This window comes from Sporolactobacillus sp. PKPK-6, assembly GCF_056678885.1.
Map to the genome: position 1 here is coordinate 148,517 of NZ_JBWXPA010000001.1, position 22,871 is coordinate 171,387.

Below are 22,871 nucleotides of genomic sequence, written 5' to 3' on the forward strand. Positions count from 1 at the left end.
TCGACTTTTTACTTGAAAATAGTGGTTAGAGATCTTGTACCGTTATATAATGTCTGTAAGTTACAAATGCAAGAGGGGAATGATGAGTATGAAACTTACTGCAACAGAAATTGAAGTCGCAGAAATACTGGAAAAAGATGCGCGGCTTACGAATGATGAACTTGCAAAAATGATGAACTTAAGTGTAGATCAAATTCATCAAATGGTTAAAAAACTAGAAGATGAAAAAGTTATTGTCCGTTACGTTTCGCTTGTCGATTGGACGAAAATCGATGGTCATCAGGGAGTCACCGCGATGATTGATGTTAAAGTGACTCCGAAACGCGATGTAGGTTTCAATGATGTTGCTGAGCGAATCTACCGTCACAAGGAAGTCAAATCGGTCTATCTTATGTCCGGAACCTATGATCTTTCAGTGCAGGTCGAAGGTCAGTCAGTAAACGAAGTAGCACACTTTGTCAGTCAGAAATTGTCCACGATCGATGGAGTGATCTCGACGACAACCCATTTTGTTTTGAAAAAGTTTAAGCATGATGGGACTGTGTACGATTCGGATGATCGGGATAAACGAATTGTGGTGTCCCCGTGATGCCAATTAAAACTTCGTACTTAGCAAAGCATGTCCGGACATTGAAGCCTTCGGGAATTCGTAAGTTTTTTGACGCGACGGCGGGCATGACCGATGTGATTTCACTTGGTGTTGGTGAACCGGATTTTGTCACACCTTGGAATGTCCGCGAGGCTGCGATTCTTTCACTTGAAGACGGATATACATCGTATACAGCGAATGCTGGATTGCTTGAATTGCGCGAAGCGATTGCGAAATACGTGGATGACTATTACTGTGTCTCCTATGATCCGGAACATGAAGTCACAGTGACTGTCGGCGCCAGTGAAGCTATTGATATCGCGTTGCGCGCCATTCTTGATCCTGGGGACGAAGTTCTCGTTGTCGAGCCTTGTTTTGTATCCTATGCACCGCTCGTGACATTGGCTGGAGGAGTTCCAGTCATCGTTGAATCAAAAAAAGAAAATGATTTCAAAGTGCAACCGGAGCAACTTGAAACCGCGGTAACTGAACGAACAAAAGCAATAATGATCTGCTCGCCGAACAACCCGACCGGTTCCATGCTCAGCAAAATTGAAATGGAACGTATTGCAGAAGTTGCCAAAAAGCATGACTTGCTGATTCTTTCCGACGAGATCTATGCAGAGCTTGTTTACGATGAGCTATACACAAGCTTCGCCGCAATTGATGGGATGAAGGATCAAACTATTCTTGTCAGCGGCTTTTCAAAAGATCTGGCGATGACCGGTTGGCGTTTGGGATTTGTTTGCGCGCCACGGGATATTTCGCAGGGCATGCTAAAAATTCATCAGTACGCGATCATGTGCGCGTCGACCATGGCGCAGCATGCGGGACTGGAAGGGTTGCGTAACGGACGCTCGGATATGGCAGATATGCGTAAAAGCTATCGCCAAAGAAGAAACTACATTGTACAATCACTGAATGAGATGGGATTGCCGTGTTACAAACCAGAAGGCGCGTTCTATACATTCCCTAGCATTGAAGCGACCGGCATGAACTCCGAAACCTTTGCAACTCGCTTGTTGCAGGAGGAGCGCGTTGTCGTGGTTCCCGGCAATGCGTTCGGCGACAGTGGAGAGGGCCATGTGCGTTGTTCCTATGCCACTTCGATGAGCCAGCTTCAGGAAGCAATGAAGCGTATGCGCCGATTTGTGGATAAATTGTAAGTCAACCATTATAGTGGCTTATCTGTGAATAGTTTTCTACGAAGAGGTGAGCAAGTGGTCCCGTTACTTGAAACCGAAAGACTGATTTTAAGAGAAATCGTTTATGAAGATGCGCAAAGTATTTTTGATTGCTTTTCAAATGACAATGTGACACGTTATTATGGTCAGGATAATTTAACAAGTATTGAACAGGCACAGCAATTTGTTGCCTTTTTTTCTCGGAATTACAGTGAAAAGCGCGGCATCCGATGGAGTATTGAACGGAAAGAGCAGCCGGGACTTATCGGAACGATCGGGTTTAATGCATGGTCATCAAAACACAGAAGAGCTGAAATCGGCTACGAGCTTCATCCTCACTATTGGCATAAGGGATACGCCAAAGAAGCTGTTACGGAAGTTATATCCTATGGGTTTAGTGACCTTCACCTGACACGCATTGGCGCTGTCGTCTTTACTGAAAATACTGCATCAAACAGGTTGTTAATGAAATTAGGCTTCAAAAAAGAAGGCCTTTTAAGAAACTATATTTATCAAAATGGTGTTGCGCATGACACGATCACTTATGCATTTCTGCCAGATAATCAATAATCAAAAAAGAGGGGGTATCAAAAGTCACTTTTTGACAATGATACACCCTCTTTGATTATGCAAACTCTTAATTTATCGACCATGTTTAATCATGGAGTTGTTTGAGAATACCCTTTTGGGGCAACCTCTTTTTTTTTACAGTTCTTCTGTTCTGCCAATATAGTCAAGCTTGAAGTTTTGTCCGTCCAGTTGCAGTTTCGTTACACTGCAGTTGGGTACCTTGCCAATGGTTAAGTCTTCACCCACGAGTGCATAAAGCATGCAGCAAATGTATAGTGAGTGGGTAACAATCAGGATTGTCGAAGCATCCGACTTGAGCAGCTTTTCTTTCAATGCGAGAATGCGCGTTTTCAAGTCCTGATAATCTTCTGCATAATCGATCGTATCGAGCTGTTTGATACCGGTGAGTGCTTTGATTTTCAGATCAATCGGCGATTTACGGCTCATACCTGGTTCACCGACTGCTTTTCCGCCTTCTTCCCACATCACATCATTATCGGCACCTTCAAAAAGACCGAATGATGCTTCTCTTAATTCAAAAAGTTCTTTAATTGGTGTTTCACCATTTCCCGAATGATCGAGAATAACTTGGGCAGTTTGGCGTGCTCTTCCGGTATCACTCGAAAAAGCAGCGTCGAAAGTGAGAGATTGTTTTCTGAGTTTGTCTCCTAAATCAATTGCCTGTTGAACGCCTTTTTTGGTTAACGGTGAGTCCGCCCAGCCTTGAGAGCGATTAAGCAGATTAAGCAGTGTTTCTCCATGACGAACAATATAAATTGTTTTCATTTTTTCACCTGATCACTTTAATTTATACTATCAATTTCTTTCATCGTATCATGCACTGTAATTTATGTAAACGGTTAACTGTTTAAACTAGCACCATATATAGTTCAGTATTGATATCAGCGAAGGAAAGCTTATTCATGCCAATTATTGCTTGCTCATATTTGACAAATAACGCTGTATGAGCTATAAAAATAGTATTAGCACTCCGATTGGATGAGTGCTAATCGTTACGTAAACAACTGATTATTATAGAGATGCACGAGAAAGGGGATTACCGATGGCTACGAAAGAATTTAAGGCAGAATCCAAAAAATTGTTGGATATGATGATCCACTCGATTTATTCACAGAAGGAAATTTTTCTAAGAGAAATCATCTCCAACTCGAGTGATGCGATGGATAAAATCTACTATCGCGCGCTGACCGACGACAAGATTGATTTTGATAAGGACAACTACTACATTGAAATTACTCCGGACAAGGATAAGCGCACGTTGACGATTTCCGATACCGGAATCGGTATGACCGAGGAAGAGTTGGAAGATAACCTTGGAACGATTGCTCAGAGTGGTTCTCTCAAATTTAAATCGGAAAATGAATCCAAGGATAACCATGACATCATTGGTCAATTCGGTGTTGGTTTCTATTCTTCATTTATGGTTGCCGACAAGGTCACCGTCATTAGCAAGGCACTCGATAGTGACCAAGCGTACAAGTGGGAATCTGAGGGTGCGGACGGATACACGATAACTCCTGTTGAAAAGGATTCAGTAGGTACAGATATCATCCTGGAATTGAAAGAAGATACCGAGGATGAGAAGTACAGTGAGTATCTTGAGGAATATCGCTTGCGTCAGATCATCAAAAAGTATTCGGATTTCATCCGCTACCCAATTAAAATGGAAGTGACGGAAAGTCGTCCAAAGAAAGACAATGAGAAAGAATTTGAAGAAGTAAAAGAAGTTCAAACGATTAACAGCATGGTTCCTATTTGGCGCAAGAACAAGTCGGAGCTGAAGGATGAAGATTACGAAAACTTCTATATGGAGAAGCATTACGGATTTGACAAGCCGCTTCGCTATATCAATATTCAGGCCGACGGAATGATCCGCTACCACGCGATCCTCTACATCCCGGAAAGCATTCCGTTCGATTATTATTCCAAGGAATATGAAAAAGGTCTTGAGCTGTATTCGAACGGCGTCATGATTATGGAGAAATGTGCGGATTTGCTCCCGGATTATTTCAGCTTTGTTAAAGGCATGGTGGATTCCGAGGATCTGTCACTGAATATTTCGCGTGAAATTCTTCAGCAGGACAAGCAGCTTAAACTGATTGCTAAGAATATTAATCATAAAATCAGGAAAGAACTCGAAAAGCTGCTTAAGGAAGATCGCGAGAAATATGAAACATTCTATAAAGCCTTTGGACGTCAACTGAAATATGGCGTTTATTCGGATTACGGTCAGCACAAGGACGATCTTCAGGATCTTTTGATGTTCTATTCATCGAAAGAAAAGAAAATGGTCACGCTGGACGAATATGTTTCACGTATGCCTGAAGAACAGAAATACATCTATTATGCAGTCGGTGAAACGAATGACAAGCTTGATAAGCTCCCGCAAACCGAACTTGTCGCCGATAAAGGCTATGAGATTCTTTATTTCACCGAAGATATTGATGAATTCGCGATCAAGATGCTTCAGAAATATAAGGAAAAAGAATTCAAGTCTGTATCAAGCAGTGACCTTGGTATTGAGGACGAGAAGGACAAGAAGCAAGACGAAGCCGACGAAAAGGCGAACAAGGGCTTATTTGATAAAATGAAAGATGTGCTTTCAGACAAAGTAAAAGGCGTGCGTGCTTCCAAACGTCTGAAGTCCTACCCAGTTTGCTTCGCGACAGAAGGCGAAGTATCCATTGAGATGGAAAAAGTGCTCAATCAAATGCCGAACAATGAAAATGTCAAGGCAGACAAGATTCTCGAGATTAACACCAACCATAACGTGTTCAAAGCACTTAAAGCTGCCTTTGATCTCAACGACCAAACAAAAGTTGATCTTTATACGAACCTGCTTTACAATCAAGCCCTTCTTATCGAAGGTCTCCCGGTATCAGATCCGGTTGCGTTCTCGAATAATATTTGTGAATTAATGGGCTGATTCATCTTAGAAAAAAGCTGCTTATCTCCAAAACAACAGGAGATAAGCAGCTTTTATTTTATATAAATTCAAGGCCAATCTGTTGATTTATTGATTATGCAGCCATACAGAGGAACTTCACTTCTTTAGCAGCGCCTGAATTTCGCTTTCAATTGCTTCCGGTTTTGTTCGTGAGCCGTAATAGTGCACGACTTTGCCACCGCGATCAACGAGGAATTTGTTGAAATTCCAAGTGATTTTTTTCTCACCTGATTCTTCCAACAATTCATGGAAGAGCGGGTTCATTTCTTTACCTTTCATTTTTGATTTTTGAAAGAGAGGAAAGGTGACACCATAATTCAGCTTGCAGAACTCGGCGGTTTTTTCGCCGTCGGCAAATTCTTGATTCAAAAAACTGTCACTTGGAAAGCCGAGCACCGTAAAGCCTTGATCCTTGTATCCTTTATACAGTTTTTCCAATCCTTCATATTGAGGTGTGAAGCCGCATTTGCTCGCGGTATTGACAATAAGAAGCACTTGGTTTCGATAATGAGACAAAGGGACCGTCTCGCTTCCCGTAAGCTTCGAAAATGAATAATCATAGATCGTCATCAGTTATCCTTCTTTCTGAGTTCGTTTGTGTTATCTATAGTCTAGTTCGAGCTCGTATAATCTGCAAAGAAAGTGCGTCTAGAAAAATAAAAATAGCCGGCATCACCACAGTGCCAGCTTCCGGTATGCTGATTATTTATTAATTAGCGAATCTATGGCCTTAATTAGAGAATCTCCTGATATTGATTGGAATGTTTATCCAAGGCGTTCGCAGCATTGGCGATATCTTTAAAAGATTGAACTGCCGACGCAACATTTTCACGGCTCTCATGAACATTTTTCTGTACTGTTTGTGTTCCAAGTGTCATCTCGTTAACACTTGAAATTATTGAGGAAGCCTGTTTCTCTACTTCTTTAATCGAATGCTTCACTTGGTCTGAAAGTCTTTGTAATTCCTTTGCTACAACAACAAATCCCCGTCCGGAATCACCAGCATGTGCACCTTCAATGGCAGCATTAATTGCCAAAATGTTGGTCTGATCTGAAATTTGTTTGATGACATCAACAATTCCTCGAATTTGTTTTGCCTGTGTTTGAAGGGACGTCAATTTTTCGGCATTTTCATTCGAATAGGTTTCAATTTTGTCAATTTCATTTAATAATTCGTTGTTTTTACTATTGCCTTCTGTAGATTGCGCATTTAATTCAGCTGCCATCTCACTAAGTTCTCGTGTGAAGGTTCTGATTTGTTTCTCTCGCTCTGTTATATCGGTTGCGACCTTCAGGACCCCAATGACATTTTCATCGTTCGCATCATAAATAGGCATATAGGTTGCTTCAAGCCATATAGATTCACCCTGCTTACTCTTACGCTCAATTTTATCCTGATAACTTTTGCCGTTCAATAGGTCTTTCCAAAAGGTCAGATACTCTGGACTATTTGCAAAGGAAGGAAAGCACAGTGATGAATGATCCATTCCAATCATTTCATCCTGTGTGTAATTAAGTGTATGCGCAAAATTTGAATTGACATAAATCACTTTATGTTGTGTATTAAAGCTGATTATTGCTAAATTTTTATCTACTGCTCTACTAAGTAGATTAAGATTTTCTTGTGTTTGCGTCATAATCGACTGCTCCCTTGGTTATCTGCTGTAGGAATTATAGCACTCTTTAACAGGGAACAGCACTTTTTGTCACACTATGTTTAGAAACCATATGATTTAACGATTTATGCTGGTAAGTTTGAGCAAAATAACTTGCAATATTAATGTATTTATGTCCAACTAATGAGACAATAAAGTTGTTAAAAGCTTATGGGAATACGAACGAAGATCAACATCTTTAACTGAGTAGTTATTGAGAGTTAGAATGAGGGGGAAAAAGTTGACAAGGGCAGAAGAATACAAACGCACAAGACAAAAAATTATTCAGACCGCAAATAAACTGTTTATGGATAAAGGTTATAATGCTGTGTCCACACGTGAAATTGCAAAACAGTGCAGCTTGACTCAACCTGCACTCTATCACCATTTCCCAGACAAGGAAAGCATCTACTTAGCGGCACTTCGGTATGTTACAGCGGATATTCGACAAGAATTTAAAAATCTAAAAAGAGATACGGATCGTCCGGAGATTGCATTAAAGAAAATGCTGATGGTATTAATACAAAAACATCCGACAAATATAATGATGATGATTCAGGATATTGTAAATGAAATGAATCAGGAGAATCAGCACATGCTTTATGAACTCTGGCAGCAAACTTACCTAAATCCATTTAAAGAATTATTTGCGAAATGGGAAAAACAAGGAATACTTAGGGAACAGATAAATAGTGACGCAGCAGCACGTTTTTGTTTGTCTTCAATAGTCCCGCTGACCTCCACTCATGTTGAAAACGAAGCAGAACCTTCACTATCAGACCGACTGAGCGCAATCATTGATTTTTTACTCCATGGACTGTTAAACTAGTAAAGTATTTTGTATTAGGCAAAATTTTTTTTTATGCAGTTTCGCTTATCGACTGATAAGTGGATTGTGATGTGAGGATTAGATGTCTAAACAAACGAGGAGTGGTCATTGTGTTCTTAGCCTGGAATGAAATGAAAAGCGCCAAGCTTCGTTTCTTATTAATCATCGGTGTTTTGACTCTAATGACTTATTTGGTTTTTCTTTTATCTGGTCTAGCAAACGGACTCGCGGAAATGAATCGGGAGGCGGTCGATCAATGGAAGGCAGATGCCATTGTTTTAACCGATGAATCTGATATGAATCTTTCTCAATCCAGTATGACCCTTCATGAGGCTCAACGTATCTCAGCGGAACATAAGGCTGAAATCGCACAAATTCTCGCCGTAGCAAGAAAAAGCGGAACAAAAATTAAAGAAAGTGTGGCCATCACAGGTATCCACAAGGACCAATTTCTCATGCCAAACGTGTCGGAAGGTCGTTCCTTTAGAGGTGATCATGAGGTCATTGCAGACGATTCGTTAAAAGCTGATGGATTAAAGCTTGGGGATCGTTTGACGATTTCATCTTCGGAACAAAAATTGGTCATTGTTGGATTTACTAAAAAAGCAAAATTCAACGCAGCCCCTGTACTTTATACAACCATTGCAACTGTACAAAAAATAAAATATGGTAAGACGGATACGAGTGACAAAGGCATAATTAATGGAGTAGTCATACGTGATCCTTATTTTACTAAAATTAAAGTTCCTTCTAGCTTTAAGCTGACCCCCATTGAGCCGTTTATTGAACATATGCCTGGATACACACCACAAAAAATCAGCTTGGATTTCATGATTTATTTCTTATTTGTCATTGTATCGGTAACTATCGGTATTTTTCTCTATGTGCTGACCATACAGAAAGTCAGTATTTTCGGAGTGATGAAGGCACAGGGGATTTCATCGCTCTTTCTGATCCGTTCTGTAATCGCACAAACATTTCTGTTAGCACTTTTTGGTGTTTGTGCCGGATTTATCTTAACAGCAGTCACAGGTGCTTTCTTACCGTCTGCTGTTCCGATTCAATTAGACATTCCGGCACTTATTGGCTACGGAGCAATTTTTATTTTCGTCGCTGCCCTTGGCAGTTTGTTCTCCGTTCAAACGATTGTGAAAATTGATCCTGTACAAGCGATCGGAGGTTAAACCAATGAGCATCTTAAACATTCAAAACGCATCAAAGACTTATGGCAGTGGACATACACAAGTAACCGCTTTAAAAACCACTCAATTCTCGGCTGAAAAAGGTGAACTGATTGCTGTTATTGGTCCTTCGGGATCCGGGAAAAGTACCTTTTTGACCATTGCAGGCGGATTGCAAAACCCAACAAATGGATCTGTTCTGATAAATGGGCAAGAGGTAACAAAGCTAGGTGAGAGAAAACGGTCAATGATTCGCCTTAAGGAAGTTGGCTTTATCCTGCAAGCTTCTAATCTGGTTCCTTATTTGAGTGTTGACAACCAGTTCCGTTTGCTTGATAAAGTAAAAAAAGGCAATATGAATCAACAGGAAAAAGCACAACTCTTAAAACAATTAGGCATTGAAAACTTAACAAAGAAATATCCTGCAGATCTCTCAGGCGGCGAAAAGCAAAGAGTGGCAATTGCCAAAGCGCTGTACACTAATCCCAGCCTTATATTGGCAGATGAGCCGACGGCATCTCTGGACTCGAATCGAGCATTCGAAGTAATCAAGATGCTGGCTCAAGAAACTAAAGAAAAAAACAAAGCGACCATTATGGTAACACATGATAACCGCTTAACAAAATACTGTGACAAAGTGTATACGATCGTTGACGGCGGTCTCAGTCTGGTGTCGGACAACTTGCAAATCCGTCCTTAATACTGAATTTTTTAGACTTGGGAATTTTGAATTACAAAACAAATCATTTTTAAATAGTAATTTTAATTTAAAATCAACTCTTTCAAAAAGACGAAATAGAAGAAGCACAGGTAATCAATAGTACTTACGAAATTGACTTTTTTAATGACATTGGAGTGAGGGGAATCTGAATTCTAATCTTTATTATCTTTTATTAGTGCTCGCATGTATTCTGACTGTGGTCCTAATCGTTAACTTAATCATATTTATTGTTCGACTATTTGCATGGCGTAACATACAAAAAAGCAAACATCTATTGATCTCTACATTAATTATTATTGGCTTTCTTTCCATATACGGATATAATTGGGAATTTAATTTGAACATGATTCCTCATGGAGAGTTTCATGACCATTACGCATCACCAAATAAGCAATATACAGCGATCGTGTATTTCAATTCTAATGGACTTGCAGAAGATGAAGTTCTTGGTGTAATAAGAGATAACGTAACGAACAAAGAGCGGGCTATGTATTATGTCCTAAGACAGAACCCCCAGGTTAAATGGATCAATAATACAACAGTTGCCATAGGTAATCACGAATTCAATGTGAAGGATGAAAGCCAAAAATATGATTATCGACATGATAAGTAACCACTGTCTTCCTCTGCATGGCCAAAGTGTTCTTGTAAGAATGCGTTGACTAGTGAACAAATTGTATTAATGTTAACCTAAAGGTAGTAAGGAGGTTCTTATGAAAATTAATGGCATACCTGTACAAAAGACTTTAGTTGATCATATACCGGTGATCTATATCAAACCAGAGGAAACCCTCAGTAAAAGAAAATTAGCGATCTTTTTAAGCGGCTTAGGCGGCACTAAGGAAGACCTTGTACCTTATTTATCTGACATTGCGCGTAAAGGATTTATTGGATTAGCTTTTGACAACTATCAGCATGGCGAACGTGGAAAAGAAAGCGGAGCAGAAATAACGGAACGTGTATTTTCCAATATGCGTCGATTTGGTTGGCCAATTCTGGGACAGACGATTTTAGATACGGAGAAAGTGATCGATTGGGCGATCGCAAATCTGGATGTAGTGCCGCAAATCTATATGGGTGGAATCTCGATGGGCGGGGATATATCAGTTGCTGCGGCAGGAATAGATTCACGTATTGTTCGCGTGGCACCCATAGTTACCACACCGGACTGGCTGCGTCCGGGTATGCACAACTTATTCCATCCCAAGCAATTACTTGATCCTGGGAAGCCCGACAGTTACGCTCAATTCTTTTACGATCAATTGAATCCGATAACGCATTTGAGCCGATATATCAACTGTCCTCCGATGAAAATGATCCTTGGTGAGAAAGATAATCATATCCCACCGGAAAATGCGGAGCGATTTCGCAAGCAGTTATTTGAGTTATCTCCTCAGGCTGCAAAACGTATTGAACTAACCTACATACATGGATCATCATCTAATCATGTAGATACAATTAAAAGAAGCTCGGAATGGTGGCCGCTCCTTAATGAATGGTGGTTGGGCCTTGAATAGTGCTGAAAGCTCACTCCAAGCCTAGATTGGCGGGTTGAGTGAAATAAAGGTAAAGTAGCAATGGGAACAGAAAAGAGGACGATTAAAATGGACGGTACAAGACGTGCGGATATTCAAATTGGAGCAACGGTGATGGTAGTGCAAAAGCAGGATCAGAGGACGGGCAAGTTAACTGAAGGTATTGTAAAACGTATTTTGACGAATTCAGCCGTACATCATCGCGGCATTAAGGTCATGTTAGAAAGTGGCATTGTTGGCCGAGTGCAGGAGATAAAATAATCTTCGGGAAGACTTTCTACCGTGTTGATTAACTTTTATGAATGTAACTTCCATGAAAAGAAACAGTCCTGACCGATTAATGGATGAATTGAACTCCTAAAGTTGGACAATAAAAATCCAACTTTGGAGGTTCACATCAGGAATCACTGCTTCTTTTTTTTGCGTACGACTTGAATTGAATTTCTGTCTGGGTACCAACACAATCAATAATAAAAGCACGGGGGCTGATTCTAGCGAATTCGTTCAGAATTAACAACAAGGTCAAGTGCTGCCAGAAATGCTGAAGCAACAATTTTTGTCCGAGGACCAATAAAAATGCCAGTCATTTGATCATCCAGAAAAGAAATTAAAATGAAGTTAATTGACAGAGCAATAAGAAAAAGAATGCCCCACTTGGCTTGCCCTAGATGAGTCTTATAAAAGTTCACCATAAAAATACAGCCTTTGAAAGGGACATTGCTGAACAGAGCTAAAGCACAATAAAAAATTGTAAATGCGAATAAAGTGCTAAAATTATCGTAGAAGATACCAAGTAAATTGAACATGCCGATAAAACCGAAAAAGATTGCACCAAGAGAAATCAGCAGTGCCCCAATGATAATCGATCCAATTAATATTCCGACAACTATTTTAATGCCGATAGGCAATCGTTTTTCATCATCTTTCATATCAAAAACTCACTTCCGGTAATCCTTTATTTCTTGAAAAAACTTAACATATTATAAAATTATAACACAGATAAATCCGGTGAAAAGTTTGTCTTGGTCGTTTAATGGTAAAAATCATAAATGTAAACTACATCAAAGAATGTGGCAATATGAAGCAGTTTATTATTGCATGCATAACGCCAATGTTCACCATGTTCGATCTACATATCTACTCTCAATAGGTTTGAAGAGCTATGATCAAACAGCTCGGTGTAGTCATTGAGGAGTTGTGCGAAAATGCGGTCCCAGCTTTGTGACAAGGCATAGGATCTGGCGCTTTGGCTCATTTCATGACGTATGGTTGAATCCTTAAGCAAAGTGAAAAGTGCATCTGCAAATTCACGAGCACATTTTGGAGTACATAGTTTGCCGTTTAGATTATCAGTGATAATATTTTTCACTCCGCCGGCATTTGCGCCGATTACAGGTGTTCCACATGCCATTGATTCCAATACAACATTGCCGAAGGTTTCAGTTGATGAAGGAAATACCATCAAATCAGAAGCGGCATAAACCTCTGCTAATTGGTCTGGTGTTAAGTATCCGGTAAATTGAACATTTTTGGCGGCACTGGACTTCATGTCCTTCGCAAGCGGACCATCGCCCGCAATCAGCCACTGGATACTGGTTCCATACTTATCATTTACCATGCCTATAATTGATTGCAGCGTGTCAATATCTTTTTCTGGAGCTAATCGTCCTGCAAAACAGATCAAGTGTTTTGCAGTAATTGAATATTTTCTTCGAATGTCGTTTGGATGCTCAACTGGATGAAACAAGTCACAGTCTACACCTCTGCTCCAAATGCTTAGATGCTGAAACTGTCTTTTCTCCAACTGTTTAAGTGTTTCATGAGACGGTACAAAGGTTTTTTGCAGTGAATTGTGAAACCAGCGAAGGTAATTCCATAATATTGGGGAGAGAAATTCCATCTTATAATAGGTTAAGTAAGCGTCGAAGTCAGTGTGATAGGAACCCACAAGCGGAATGTTAAACTTGTTCGCGTAATATTTTCCGAGCAGCCCCATTGTAAAAGGCGTTGCTACATGAATGAGATCCGGCTTGAAATGCAGCAGTTTTTTCTTAATAAGATGATGATTTGGCACAGCAAGGCGGCATTCCGGATAAACCGCAAATGGAATACTTTTTAATTTTTGTACATGATTATTTGTATTTTCGTCATTTACATTTATCGGTGCGAATACCGTATAACTTATTCGCTTACGATCAAAATAGCTTGTTAGACGATCCAGAGTTTTCGCAACGCCGTTAATCTGTGGAGTAAAGGTATCTGTAAAAATAGCAATTTTCATCGATGAGCCTCCCCATTATATCGGACAGTCAATGGCCAAGGGCGTTTTCGTTTCGTGAAAAGAAATTCATGATCATTCTTTTAGTTTAATTAGAGATCGTTAAGTTTGTTCTATATGTTGTAAATCTGGTACAAAAAAAATGTAAAAAAAATACAATGATGCCGAGACAGCTTAGACATAATGAGCTATATTAAAAAGAAAAAATCATTCTATATGACTTAAACTGTTTTCAATATAATTAGAAAGAGGTGAGACCTTGCTCGTCTATGAAAATAAATCAAAAAAAATAAAGGCTTATGCATTGGATTGCGAACATTGGGATGATTTCACTGTGCTATTCGGCGAACGAGGAGCATGCGGGGGATGCTGGTGTATGAACTGGCGTTTGAAAAAAGCAGACTTTGAAGCACAAAAAGGGGAGAAAAATAAGCAGGCGATGTATCAACTCGTTGAAAATGACGAATCTGTTGGCATTTTGCTTTACATAAACGATCAGCCAGCAGGATGGTGCGCCGCATCGCCCCGCAATCAATATGGTCGTTTAGAACGCTCAAGGGTCTTCAAGCGAGTTGATGATCTGCCTGTATGGTCGATCACCTGCTTTTTTATTGCCAAACCGTTTCGAAGGCAAGGATTATCAGCAGAATTGATCCAGGCTACTGTTAATTTTTGCATACAAAATGGAGCTGCAGTGATTGAAGCCTACCCAGAGATTCCTTATAACTCAAATGAGCCAGCAGCTTTTTTATGGAAAGGGATTCCCTCTGTTTTTGAGAAGGCCGGTTTTAGAGAAACAGTGAGGCGTTCGAAATGGAAACGAATGATGCGGTATTATGTTCAAAAATAATAAAACAGTTCTCTGTGTTACAAGAACTGTTTCATCAAATCTATTGGGTTAATCAGGCAATCGGCAATCCGCCGGTAACGCCGTAAATTTGTCCGGTTATATAGCTGGATTCATCGGATGCGAGCAGGACATAAACTCCGGCAAGTTCTGCAGGCTGTCCGGCACGTTTATATAGAGAAGACTGTCCAAACTTTGGAATGTCGCTTTGAATTTGTCCCCCGCATACTTGAAGCGGTGTCCATATCGGCCCAGGCGCGACAGAATTGACGCGAATCCCTTTTGAAATCAATTGTTTTGCAAGTCCTTTAGTGAATGTGGCAATCGCACTTTTTGTCGGCGAGTAGCTCAGCAGTTCCGGACTTGGATTATATGCTTGAACAGAACTTGTGGTAATGATTGAAGATCCTTTTGGCAGATGTGGCAAGGCGGCTTTAACGATCCAATAAAGAGAAAAAACATTTGTTTCAAAGGATTTGCGCAAAACATCTGTTGGAATTTCGGTAATATTTTTATAAGCCTGCTGCATGCCAGCAACGAGGGCGAGCGTGTCTAGACCGCCAAGTTCTTGGAATGCTTTATCAACCATTTGCTTGCAGAATGCTTCGTTGGTTATATCACCGGGAATCAGCACTGCTTTTTTCCCCGCACCCTCAACCAACTTTTTGACATCCTCAGCGTCCGATTGCTCATAAGGCAAATAATTGATCGCGACATCTGCGCCTTCCCGTGCGTAGGCAATTGCAGCTGCTCGGGCAATTCCCGAATCTCCACCTGTAATGAGCGCTTTTCTTCCTTGTAACCTGCCGGCTCCCTTGTAGGTTTTCTCACCACAGTCCGGCACTGGATTCATTCGCGACTGCAGTCCGGGGGCAGGCTGTTCTTGCTTAGGATAAGTGCTCGACGTGTATTCTTTCGTAGGATCTTCAACGACTGTTTGAACCATAAATTCTCCCTCTTTTTCTGAGATTTTAATCATTTTTTCATTCATAGCATGCACTAAATCATCTGTTTTATTTTACGTTAAATCACTAGCGTTGCATAAATATTGACGAATTATTCAGAATTTGTATTTTTTCTACCAAAGCCAAAAAAGTTAATGTCCACCTAAAAGGTGACTCGATCCATTTTACAATTTTATCCAGTTAATCAGTGTCCAAGTGTCAACAGCCTTTAAGGTGCCTTTAGGTTACTCGTTTCCTTTTATTCATTTGAAAACGAATACGGCGGAACCATTGCTCACAGGATTTCCAAAGCACAGCTTTGAACCATCGGTTCAGTTGAAGTACTGAACTCGTCGTTTTAAGTTTCTGCTGAATCAAAACGAATAGACTGTAATGAATCAACGCCAAAAGTAGTTGATTCTGGACAGCCTTCTCACTTTGTCCGTAAAATGTTTGGATCCGAACATGTTGCTTCAGCCATTTGAAAAAAAGTTCGATGGCCCATCGATGACGATAGACATCACTGATTTCTGTCGCCGACAAGTCAAAACGATTGGTGATGATCCGAATGTTCTTCCCCTGATCGTCTTGCGCCACGATGAGACGGAAGGCATTTTCCGTTTGGTTTTGAATGCTGCCCAGCAGGATCATTTGATCCGATAAAAGAGAACTTTTCTCGGGGACTTTATAGTTGTGCAGGACATGGATAACGGCATTCTTTTTTAAACGGGAAGCAAAGAACATCCCCTCTTCGGAAAAACGATCAAAGGCCTGGTAATCCACATAGCCTCGATCAAAGACATACATGGCTTCTTTCTCGTCAACGAGCACATCGAGTTGCGAGCGGTCATTGACTTGAGCGGATGTAAGGACTGCTTTTTCCGGAAACACTTGCCCTTTTCCCATAAAGACAAGGCGAAGGTGCAGCTTGACGCCGGCTTTGGTTTTGCGAAAGTGAGCCCATGGATAGCGCTGAGCATTCAGGGATATCGTCGTCGAATCCACAACCCTAAGCTGTTCATCCATTTGGGGTGCTCGTTTGCCTTTAATCTTGGCGACCAGATCAAGAAAGAGCATCATCAACAGTTGCGGGTCAACCGAGTTATTTTTTCTTGAGAGTTGTGAGGCGCTGATCGACGAGAGACCCGTTGCTTTCTGAAGCTCTTCACTTAAGACGCAGTCCGAAATCGAACGCAGACTGTCTTCTTTCTGGAGATGAGCATACAGAAAAAGGGTCATATAAGCCTTTGTCGTCAGCTTTTTCACGTACTTGTCACCGCCGGTTTGTCCGAGGGTTTCGTCAAGCTGTTTAAAGTTTATCTGATTTAACCATTGCGAAAATGAAGAGAGATGTGTATTCTTATCCATGCGTGAATCCTTTTCTTTGGATTTGGATAGAATCACCTATCCTTCCATTGTAAAGGATTTTTTTGTTGGCTAGCCTCTTTAAATTCGACTATTCCTAGTATTTTGAATCATCAGTTTTGATTACTGCAACGCTAGTGACGTTAAATAAATGAAACTTTATTTATAACTGCATTTTTGTGCCACTTAAAGTACTATAATTAATTTAATTCGGGAGGCATTTATATGCTTAAAAAAAGGGCACAAGGATTGAAGAAAATACTTGATTCATTGACAATCCTCTTTTTCTCTATTTTTTTATTCTATTTTGTAAGAATGCTCCATACGAGACCACCTATGCTCTATATACATATACGTACCAAAGCGGTGGCTTTTTTGCTGCTCTTTGCCACGTTGCTGTTTACAAAAGATTACATTATTAACCGATTCTCAAAAAGGCAAATAAGAAAATAAGTATAATTTTAAAACCGACATAAAGGTTAGGTAATAGTTTGAATAAAGATTAATAAAATGAAACGAGCCGAAAGATGCAGACTGGCGGGAGAAGGCGAGTCCATTTAGGATCCTGCGTGTATTGCGTATTCACTGGTGTTTAGATTGGCTTACTCTATCCGTAAAACAAATCGAAAGTTGAATTAAATATTCAACTTGATAAAAGAGGATGAGGTACATGATAAGAGGCCCTTTAGAATTATTCCGTGTTCTTCTGCTCGTTGCTATTTTCGGTTCACTGGTTTCGTCCGGCATCGTCTTGATTTATCATTTGATGCATTTATCGGTTGGCGGTTGGGGCTATCTGCTCGTATTCTTGGCGACATTAATGTTTATCTTTGTCCTGTATCGAAATAGGCTTCAATTCAATGGATTTTTCCTTGGCAGGCAGCGTCGCAGTCTTCCAGAGTGGCAAACACGTACTTTGATTATTATTGCAATTTTTTTGATCGTTATTGCACCGATCGTTTGATAATTTAACAAAATACTTTATTTCTTTGATATTTTTCAGTTAAGAAACAATAACATTTTGTGCTTATGATTAATGAAATAAAGTAAGTCATTTCAATGTGATGTAAGAAGTTTACAGATCACATGGAAAAATGTAAAATAATGAAATTGTTCTCTTGCTTAGATAAAGTAGATGATACTTGCAGCAAAAAAACAGAAATAAATTTATGTAAACTTAATGCTGATTATCTGCTCAATCGTGCAAGTCGGATGTTCTACATAAAGATTATTTAATGTGAAGCAGAAACATGAGGAGGAACTGTTTTGAATTCATTTACATCCAAATTGCCGGGAATTGCACTCGCGGCAATTCTTGCTCTCCCAGCTTGGCTGGTCGGTCTTTATCTGCCCATTATCGGGAGTCCGGTACTGGGTATTTTGCTCGGAATCATTCTTTCATTTTTGAAAAAACCTGTCTTATTAAATGCAGGTGTTGCATTTACGGGCAAGAAAGTTCTACAATATTCGATCATTTTGATGGGCTTTGGTCTGAATCTCTTCAATATTATCAGAGCAGGCGGACAAACGCTGCTCTTAATGATTTTTACTTTAACAGCGGCTTTTTTAACGGCATATATCGCCGGAAAATTGTTGAAAACGGAGAGTAGAACAACAACATTGATCGGCGTCGGAACAGCGATATGTGGCGGTTCCGCGATCGCTGCAACTGCTCCGGTTATTCACGCAAAAGACGAAGAAGTTGCACACTCGATTTCGACGATCTTTTTATTCAATGTAATTGCTGCGTTTCTATTTCCATTTCTGGGTCATTTGTTTGGAATGAGTGATCATCAATTTGGTCTTTGGGCGGGTACGGCCATCAATGATACATCATCTGTCGTTGCCGCCGGATACACATTCAGTCATGAAGCAGGAAATCTCGCGGTCATTGTTAAGTTGACACGCACATTGATGATTATACCTGTAACATTGGCACTTGCTTTTATCTTTGCACGCAACGGAAAGGGGCAATCAGGTACCTATCGATTTTCAAAAATTTTCCCATGGTTTGTTATTTGGTTTGCTGTTGCTTCAGTAATCAGCACGTTTATACCATTTCCGCAGGCATTGTTTCATTTGCTTGTAAACGTGGGTAAATACATGATCGTTATGGCCATGGTATGTATCGGGTTAAATACAAATTTGGTGAAACTGCTTAAAAATGGAATCCGCCCTATTTTACTGGGTCTGATTTGCTGGTTTGTGCTTGCTGTGGTCTCGATTTTTGTCCAATATTGGTTTCTATAAGTAAAAGTCGTCGATAAGTATTTGATCGAAATTTTTTTATTAAGTAGGAATCTGCCCTATGAATGTGTAAGGTATGTATAAGTAGCTTATACTTACAAAGATTCGGAGGGACTTCCCATGCGTGCGGACGAAGACTCAATCGGTTATTTTACAAAGCTAGCCTCTGAGAAATTGGAGATTACGAAGAACAAACTCAGACATTTGACAATGGCTCTGGAGAAATATGGATATTTATTCACGAGAAATAAAAGTAATCAAAGAATCTATTTTCAAGAGGATCTAGGTACGATAAAACAATTGCTGGAACAGGTGAAAAATGGTCTTACGATTGATGATGCAGCTCAAACGATTTGCGGTAAAAAAGATTTGTCCCATCTTCCTGCTAATGTTGCGCATGATCTCGTTTCGGAACATGATGTAGTTACCTTAGCTTCTGACGAGATGCATGCAATGATCGAAGAAGTCGCAGCTTCTGCAGCAAAACAAGCTGCTGATCGAGTTATAGAAAATTTCGGTAGTGAGTTTGAGAGAAGGATAGAACTTCGAGATAAACAACTGATGATGCGATTGAGGGAAGCTACTGAAGCAAAGAGACATAAAAAGGGTTTGGTAGCGAAACTGCTCGGCTATTAATTGAAAAAGGCAGATGTGCAACATGCACATCTGCCTTTTTATACACGTCATTAAATGAGGAATTTCACCTATTTTTGATTTATTAAGGCCTATATTGAATTTTTTGGTACTCTGGATTTCGCTCAAATGAAGCCTTAGCATACGAACAAATTGGCAAAATCAATTTGTGTTCAGAAGCTGCCCGATCGACAACGGCTTGGATCAACTGTTTCGCAATGTGTTGTCCTCTGTATTTCGGGTTAACAAACGTATGGTTAATGCTTAGAACGGAAGGATAATCCTCAGTAAAAGTCACTTCACCAATTTCGTCATTGCTGTCAACCATGTAAAAGCGATTTTTTCCCTCTTTTAATTCCATAATCATTCCTCGATTCTATTTCTATTGTGATCACTTCACAAGTCATCCTAACTGCATGTAATCTAAATGATCCTCTTTTTCATTTAAACACAAATGTAAACGGTTTATCAAATGGAACGGATGCAGAATCTAACTCTTTATTTTTGACCATCCATTCATTAGAAAAATGTACACATGAACCGGATACTCTGTCCATGACCATAAGAGCTCTATTTCATACGCTATTCATGTAAGCTCAATAAACAATCAAGGAGGAGTTATTGATGGGTTGGAACAATTTTGTTTATGGTCAGCAATCCAGTTGCGGTTGTAGTAATGGAAGCAACAACTCTGGCAATCAGTATGACAGAGGGTGCAATGGTCAAGATTTGCTGGAAGGTGTCTCTAAAAATGACTTTATCAAGGTGTTTTTGAAGAGCTCTCGTCCAGTAGAAGGTTTCTTCGCAGGTGTTTCAAAAAATGTTCTGACGCTATTTGATTGTGGGAAACATAAGATTTCCACAATAGATATTTGTCTGGACGACGTTGTCGCAGTTAAATCATTTGGTCCACGTTTTGATTTTGATGACAACGATGATGACAATGACAGCTGCGGATGTGGAAATCGCCCAGTTTGATCAGAGTAATGTTTATAATGTTTCATGGCGAGCTTAAGATTTTCTTAAGTTCGTTTTTTTTTTGTTTGAATAACAATTGACGCTATTACATGATTACTATGTTAAAAACGCGTTATTAGATGAACCATTAAGCTATTTGCATGTTTCTTTTCTAAACGGTAAGATTAGATTAAATTTGTCGCCACAATTTGCATCATTGCAACGAATTTGATCAATGGAGTGAATCTAATGTCTAAAAAAAAGAAATTTGCATTTGCCGCCGCACTGACAGGAGCTGCCGCCGCTGCAGTTACTGCAGGTATGTACTTGCGGCAGGAAGCAGCGAAGCGTAAGCCATTTGAAATTGAAGAAATGACTTTAACAGGAATGCAAAAAGCGTTGAAACTGGGACAAGTTACTTCTAAGGATCTTGTCCAAATGTATCTTGACCGCATTGATCTGTTTGATAAGAAAGGGCCGATGCTTAATTCAGTATTAGAATTGAATTCGGACGCCCTGCACGAAGCTGAGGCATGCGATGTCAAAAGAACGGTAACTCCTGACGTCGGACCATTATTTGGAATCCCGGTCATCGTTAAGGACAATGTGAGTACTTCAGGGAAAATGCACACAACGGCAGGTTCTGTTGCGCTTAAAACAAATCATGCTTCAGAGGATGCCTTTGTTATTAAACAGTTGAAAAAAGCTGGTGCCATTATTCTCGGAAAGGCAAATTTGACTGAGTTTGCTAACTTCATTACTGAAGGCATGCCTAACGGCTACAGCTCTTTAGGTGGACAAGTCCGAAATCCTTATGGTGCTGCTTTTGATGTAGGAGGTTCGAGCAGCGGGACAGCCTCGGCAGTTGCCGCAAATTTGGCAGCAGTCGGTATAGGTACAGAGACATCAGGTTCAATTATTTGTCCTGCCGCCTATAATTCGGTGGTCGGAATTAAACCAACGATTGGTCTTGTCAGTCGCAGCGGAATTGTGCCGATCTCTCACAGTCAGGATACGGCCGGTCCCATAGCAAGGACCGTTCAAGATGCTGTACTTCTCCTAAATGTCATTACAGGCATCGATGAAGAAGATGAGGAAACAATCTGGAGTCAAGGTGATGTTGCGAAGGATTATTCGGTATTCTTGAAACGAGGCGAATTGAAGAATGCTCGATTAGGGATTGATCGACGTTATTTGGATTCAGTTAGCGACGAAAAGGCAGAAATTATAAATAATGCCCTTGACTTAATGCGTGAAAAAGGAGCAGTAATTGTTGATCCGGCGATTATTCCAGCAACAGACACACTAGAAGAACGCAAATCTTCAGTCATGATTCGAGAATTCGCCTATGACATGAATCAATATCTTGAGAAGCTTTCCGATGACGTACCCGTTCATAGCATCTCTGAACTCATTGCATATAATAATGAACATTCAGATGAGGCATTGAAGTATGGGCAAACAATACTTGAAAGAGCAGACGAACTCAGCGGTGATTTAGGAGAACGTCAGTATCTGTCTGATCGTGCGGAGGATTTGCGCCTTTCACGCAAGGAAGGCATTGATGCAGTGGTTAAAACACGGAAATTGGACGCACTGATTTTTGCTGATTATCAAGGATCGGATATTGCAGCAAAAGCCGGTTACCCATCCATCACGGTCCCAGCGGGCTATACAGCAAAAGGCGAACCGATAGGTATTACCTTTGTCGGTATGGCGTATAGTGAACCGAGATTAATTGAACTCGCTTTTTCATTTGAACAGGCAACGCAACATCGCGTGAAACCAACGTTATAATTGGCAGGCAAAACCTTTGAAATTTATGTCCGCACAGGTGCTCGATTTTTATTGGGCACCTTTTTTTTATTCGCGAATATACATAAGTGGGCTGGATGAGGAGGTTATGTTATGTCAAAGGGAGAAGGCATGCAAACGATGAATCAGGTGCGTTCAGCAGTTCAACGCGCTCATTTTATGGGTTCTTGCATTAAAGTGCTTTTGGACGAGGCGAAAACAAAACGAGAGCGCCAGGAACTGCTCACGCTTCAAAATGATGAAGTGAGAATCGAAGAAGGCTTTTGTACAATCTATGAATTATTGAGCGGTGAAAAGCCGCAGATTGAATGGGGTACCGGAGATCGGCAGCCAACTACTTATCTTGAAGGATTGCGTCATTGTATTGAACAAGAATTGAATAATGCTGAATTCTATAGAAAAGCAGGCGATACAATCTCAGATGCAGATCTGCGCACACGTTTTTACAGTGCTGCACTTGATGAACAACGACATGCAGCCTGGCTTCAATATTTTTACCTCCTCTATAAGTAGTCGCGGATCCAAAGAAAATAAATTAGTAGATGAAAAAAAT

Annotated in this window: 25 protein-coding genes; 17 read left to right on the forward strand and 8 right to left on the reverse strand. The window is 40.3% G+C overall.

Annotated elements, in window-relative coordinates:
- Positions 1-88 precede the first annotated feature (88 nt).
- From AC1MBV_RS00770 to AC1MBV_RS00780, 3 genes are read left to right on the forward strand one after another with little or no spacing between them, the layout of a single operon-like run.
- A complete protein-coding gene (locus tag AC1MBV_RS00770) occupies positions 89-589 on the forward strand; it encodes an Lrp/AsnC family transcriptional regulator (RefSeq protein WP_255748199.1) in 501 nt (166 codons plus the stop codon).
- The gene (locus tag AC1MBV_RS00775) at positions 589-1,755 is read left to right on the forward strand and encodes an aminotransferase (RefSeq protein ID WP_255748152.1); all 1,167 of its coding nucleotides are present in this window, start codon (positions 589-591) and stop codon (positions 1,753-1,755) included. The genes AC1MBV_RS00770 and AC1MBV_RS00775 overlap by 1 nt, the downstream gene beginning before the upstream one ends.
- 54 nt (positions 1,756-1,809) lie before the next feature.
- Positions 1,810-2,343 carry a GNAT family N-acetyltransferase gene (locus AC1MBV_RS00780; RefSeq protein WP_255748154.1) on the forward strand — a complete coding sequence of 178 codons (534 nt, stop codon included), beginning with the start codon at positions 1,810-1,812 and terminating at the stop codon, positions 2,341-2,343.
- Positions 2,344-2,478: 135 nt separating this feature from the next.
- Here the strand turns inward: AC1MBV_RS00780 and AC1MBV_RS00785 are convergent, their stop codons facing one another.
- Positions 2,479-3,129: a histidine phosphatase family protein gene (locus AC1MBV_RS00785; protein ID WP_255748156.1), complete on the reverse strand. Its 651-nt coding sequence runs from the start codon at positions 3,127-3,129 to the stop codon at positions 2,479-2,481.
- A gap of 277 nt (positions 3,130-3,406) precedes the next feature.
- Here AC1MBV_RS00785 and htpG point away from each other — a divergent pair, with 277 nt between their 5' ends.
- Positions 3,407-5,290, forward strand: a complete 1,884-nt coding sequence (htpG, locus tag AC1MBV_RS00790) for a molecular chaperone HtpG (RefSeq protein WP_480947338.1) — start codon at positions 3,407-3,409, stop codon at positions 5,288-5,290.
- Between the two features lie 117 nt (positions 5,291-5,407).
- Here the strand turns inward: htpG and AC1MBV_RS00795 are convergent, their stop codons facing one another.
- Positions 5,408-5,881 carry a glutathione peroxidase gene (locus AC1MBV_RS00795; RefSeq protein WP_255748160.1) on the reverse strand — a complete coding sequence of 158 codons (474 nt, stop codon included), beginning with the start codon at positions 5,879-5,881 and terminating at the stop codon, positions 5,408-5,410.
- A 164-nt stretch (positions 5,882-6,045) separates the two neighbouring features.
- Positions 6,046-6,948 (reverse strand): methyl-accepting chemotaxis protein, encoded by a 903-nt coding sequence (locus tag AC1MBV_RS00800; protein WP_480947339.1) that lies wholly within the window; start codon positions 6,946-6,948, stop codon positions 6,046-6,048.
- A 259-nt stretch (positions 6,949-7,207) separates the two neighbouring features.
- Here AC1MBV_RS00800 and AC1MBV_RS00805 point away from each other — a divergent pair, with 259 nt between their 5' ends.
- The 6 genes from AC1MBV_RS00805 (at position 7,208) to AC1MBV_RS00830 (ending at position 11,493) form a co-directional block, all read left to right on the forward strand.
- Positions 7,208-7,795 carry a TetR/AcrR family transcriptional regulator gene (locus AC1MBV_RS00805; protein WP_255748163.1) on the forward strand — a complete coding sequence of 196 codons (588 nt, stop codon included), beginning with the start codon at positions 7,208-7,210 and terminating at the stop codon, positions 7,793-7,795.
- Positions 7,796-7,905: 110 nt separating this feature from the next.
- Positions 7,906-8,979, forward strand: coding sequence for an ABC transporter permease (locus tag AC1MBV_RS00810; protein ID WP_255748164.1), 1,074 nt, complete (start codon positions 7,906-7,908; stop codon positions 8,977-8,979).
- A gap of 4 nt (positions 8,980-8,983) precedes the next feature.
- Complete coding sequence (locus AC1MBV_RS00815; RefSeq protein ID WP_255748165.1) at positions 8,984-9,676, forward strand: ABC transporter ATP-binding protein; 693 nt, start codon at positions 8,984-8,986, stop codon at positions 9,674-9,676.
- A gap of 196 nt (positions 9,677-9,872) precedes the next feature.
- Complete coding sequence (locus AC1MBV_RS00820; protein ID WP_480947340.1) at positions 9,873-10,310, forward strand: DUF5412 family protein; 438 nt, start codon at positions 9,873-9,875, stop codon at positions 10,308-10,310.
- Positions 10,311-10,410: 100 nt separating this feature from the next.
- The gene (locus AC1MBV_RS00825; protein ID WP_255748168.1) at positions 10,411-11,214 is read left to right on the forward strand and encodes an alpha/beta hydrolase; all 804 of its coding nucleotides are present in this window, start codon (positions 10,411-10,413) and stop codon (positions 11,212-11,214) included.
- A gap of 87 nt (positions 11,215-11,301) precedes the next feature.
- Positions 11,302-11,493 carry a YwbE family protein gene (locus AC1MBV_RS00830; protein WP_255748169.1) on the forward strand — a complete coding sequence of 64 codons (192 nt, stop codon included), beginning with the start codon at positions 11,302-11,304 and terminating at the stop codon, positions 11,491-11,493.
- 230 nt (positions 11,494-11,723) lie between these two features.
- On the opposite strand, the gene AC1MBV_RS00835 is transcribed toward AC1MBV_RS00830, so the two are convergent.
- Positions 11,724-12,161, reverse strand: coding sequence for a YrvL family regulatory protein (locus tag AC1MBV_RS00835; protein ID WP_255748170.1), 438 nt, complete (start codon positions 12,159-12,161; stop codon positions 11,724-11,726).
- 200 nt (positions 12,162-12,361) lie between these two features.
- A complete protein-coding gene (locus tag AC1MBV_RS00840; RefSeq protein ID WP_255748171.1) occupies positions 12,362-13,513 on the reverse strand; it encodes a glycosyltransferase family 4 protein in 1,152 nt (383 codons plus the stop codon).
- A gap of 256 nt (positions 13,514-13,769) precedes the next feature.
- Here AC1MBV_RS00840 and AC1MBV_RS00845 point away from each other — a divergent pair, with 256 nt between their 5' ends.
- Entirely contained in the window at positions 13,770-14,360 is a 591-nt protein-coding gene (locus AC1MBV_RS00845) for a GNAT family N-acetyltransferase (protein WP_480947341.1), read from the forward strand.
- 52 nt (positions 14,361-14,412) lie between these two features.
- On the opposite strand, the gene AC1MBV_RS00850 is transcribed toward AC1MBV_RS00845, so the two are convergent.
- Both AC1MBV_RS00850 and AC1MBV_RS00855 read right to left on the reverse strand, forming a co-directional pair.
- The gene (locus AC1MBV_RS00850; RefSeq protein ID WP_255748173.1) at positions 14,413-15,303 is read right to left on the reverse strand and encodes an SDR family oxidoreductase; all 891 of its coding nucleotides are present in this window, start codon (positions 15,301-15,303) and stop codon (positions 14,413-14,415) included.
- Positions 15,304-15,541: 238 nt separating this feature from the next.
- Positions 15,542-16,669, reverse strand: coding sequence for an IS4 family transposase (locus AC1MBV_RS00855; protein ID WP_480947342.1), 1,128 nt, complete (start codon positions 16,667-16,669; stop codon positions 15,542-15,544).
- Positions 16,670-17,336: 667 nt separating this feature from the next.
- On the opposite strand from AC1MBV_RS00855, the gene AC1MBV_RS00860 reads away from it, so the two are divergent.
- The 3 genes from AC1MBV_RS00860 (at position 17,337) to AC1MBV_RS00870 (ending at position 19,549) form a co-directional block, all read left to right on the forward strand.
- Entirely contained in the window at positions 17,337-17,630 is a 294-nt protein-coding gene (locus AC1MBV_RS00860) for a hypothetical protein (protein ID WP_255746617.1), read from the forward strand.
- Positions 17,631-17,932: 302 nt separating this feature from the next.
- Entirely contained in the window at positions 17,933-18,916 is a 984-nt protein-coding gene (locus AC1MBV_RS00865; RefSeq protein WP_480947343.1) for a YeiH family protein, read from the forward strand.
- 117 nt (positions 18,917-19,033) lie between these two features.
- Positions 19,034-19,549, forward strand: a complete 516-nt coding sequence (locus AC1MBV_RS00870; protein WP_255746614.1) for a hypothetical protein — start codon at positions 19,034-19,036, stop codon at positions 19,547-19,549.
- Between the two features lie 82 nt (positions 19,550-19,631).
- On the opposite strand, the gene AC1MBV_RS00875 is transcribed toward AC1MBV_RS00870, so the two are convergent.
- Entirely contained in the window at positions 19,632-19,913 is a 282-nt protein-coding gene (locus AC1MBV_RS00875) for a GNAT family N-acetyltransferase (protein WP_480947344.1), read from the reverse strand.
- 257 nt (positions 19,914-20,170) lie between these two features.
- Here AC1MBV_RS00875 and AC1MBV_RS00880 point away from each other — a divergent pair, with 257 nt between their 5' ends.
- The 3 genes from AC1MBV_RS00880 to AC1MBV_RS00890 all read left to right on the forward strand — a co-directional run bounded on the left by AC1MBV_RS00880 (position 20,171) and on the right by AC1MBV_RS00890 (position 22,831).
- Positions 20,171-20,524 (forward strand): hypothetical protein, encoded by a 354-nt coding sequence (locus AC1MBV_RS00880; protein ID WP_255746610.1) that lies wholly within the window; start codon positions 20,171-20,173, stop codon positions 20,522-20,524.
- Positions 20,525-20,752: 228 nt separating this feature from the next.
- A complete protein-coding gene (locus AC1MBV_RS00885) occupies positions 20,753-22,300 on the forward strand; it encodes an amidase family protein (protein ID WP_255746609.1) in 1,548 nt (515 codons plus the stop codon).
- 111 nt (positions 22,301-22,411) lie between these two features.
- The gene (locus AC1MBV_RS00890; protein ID WP_255746607.1) at positions 22,412-22,831 is read left to right on the forward strand and encodes a ferritin-like domain-containing protein; all 420 of its coding nucleotides are present in this window, start codon (positions 22,412-22,414) and stop codon (positions 22,829-22,831) included.
- The last annotated feature ends 40 nt before the right edge of the window (positions 22,832-22,871 follow it).

What these genes read in the sequence shown, in the direction of transcription:
- AC1MBV_RS00815 (WP_255748165.1), top strand. Translation starts at nt 8,984, where the DNA reads ATGAGCATCTTAAACATTCAAAACGCATCAAAGACTTATGGCAGTGGA.
- AC1MBV_RS00775 (WP_255748152.1), top strand. Translation starts at nt 589, where the DNA reads ATGCCAATTAAAACTTCGTACTTAGCAAAGCATGTCCGGACATTGAAG.
- AC1MBV_RS00785 (WP_255748156.1), bottom strand. Translation starts at nt 3,129, where the DNA reads ATGAAAACAATTTATATTGTTCGTCATGGAGAAACACTGCTTAATCTG.
- AC1MBV_RS00860 (WP_255746617.1), top strand. Translation starts at nt 17,337, where the DNA reads ATGATAAGAGGCCCTTTAGAATTATTCCGTGTTCTTCTGCTCGTTGCT.
- AC1MBV_RS00800 (WP_480947339.1), bottom strand. Translation starts at nt 6,948, where the DNA reads ATGACGCAAACACAAGAAAATCTTAATCTACTTAGTAGAGCAGTAGAT.
- AC1MBV_RS00890 (WP_255746607.1), top strand. Translation starts at nt 22,412, where the DNA reads ATGTCAAAGGGAGAAGGCATGCAAACGATGAATCAGGTGCGTTCAGCA.
- AC1MBV_RS00870 (WP_255746614.1), top strand. Translation starts at nt 19,034, where the DNA reads ATGCGTGCGGACGAAGACTCAATCGGTTATTTTACAAAGCTAGCCTCT.
- AC1MBV_RS00835 (WP_255748170.1), bottom strand. Translation starts at nt 12,161, where the DNA reads ATGAAAGATGATGAAAAACGATTGCCTATCGGCATTAAAATAGTTGTC.
- AC1MBV_RS00850 (WP_255748173.1), bottom strand. Translation starts at nt 15,303, where the DNA reads ATGGTTCAAACAGTCGTTGAAGATCCTACGAAAGAATACACGTCGAGC.
- AC1MBV_RS00830 (WP_255748169.1), top strand. Translation starts at nt 11,302, where the DNA reads ATGGACGGTACAAGACGTGCGGATATTCAAATTGGAGCAACGGTGATG.
- AC1MBV_RS00795 (WP_255748160.1), bottom strand. Translation starts at nt 5,881, where the DNA reads ATGACGATCTATGATTATTCATTTTCGAAGCTTACGGGAAGCGAGACG.
- AC1MBV_RS00875 (WP_480947344.1), bottom strand. Translation starts at nt 19,913, where the DNA reads ATGATTATGGAATTAAAAGAGGGAAAAAATCGCTTTTACATGGTTGAC.
- AC1MBV_RS00885 (WP_255746609.1), top strand. Translation starts at nt 20,753, where the DNA reads ATGTCTAAAAAAAAGAAATTTGCATTTGCCGCCGCACTGACAGGAGCT.
- AC1MBV_RS00840 (WP_255748171.1), bottom strand. Translation starts at nt 13,513, where the DNA reads ATGAAAATTGCTATTTTTACAGATACCTTTACTCCACAGATTAACGGC.
- AC1MBV_RS00855 (WP_480947342.1), bottom strand. Translation starts at nt 16,669, where the DNA reads ATGGATAAGAATACACATCTCTCTTCATTTTCGCAATGGTTAAATCAG.
- AC1MBV_RS00825 (WP_255748168.1), top strand. Translation starts at nt 10,411, where the DNA reads ATGAAAATTAATGGCATACCTGTACAAAAGACTTTAGTTGATCATATA.
- htpG (WP_480947338.1), top strand. Translation starts at nt 3,407, where the DNA reads ATGGCTACGAAAGAATTTAAGGCAGAATCCAAAAAATTGTTGGATATG.
- AC1MBV_RS00770 (WP_255748199.1), top strand. Translation starts at nt 89, where the DNA reads ATGAAACTTACTGCAACAGAAATTGAAGTCGCAGAAATACTGGAAAAA.
- AC1MBV_RS00880 (WP_255746610.1), top strand. Translation starts at nt 20,171, where the DNA reads ATGGGTTGGAACAATTTTGTTTATGGTCAGCAATCCAGTTGCGGTTGT.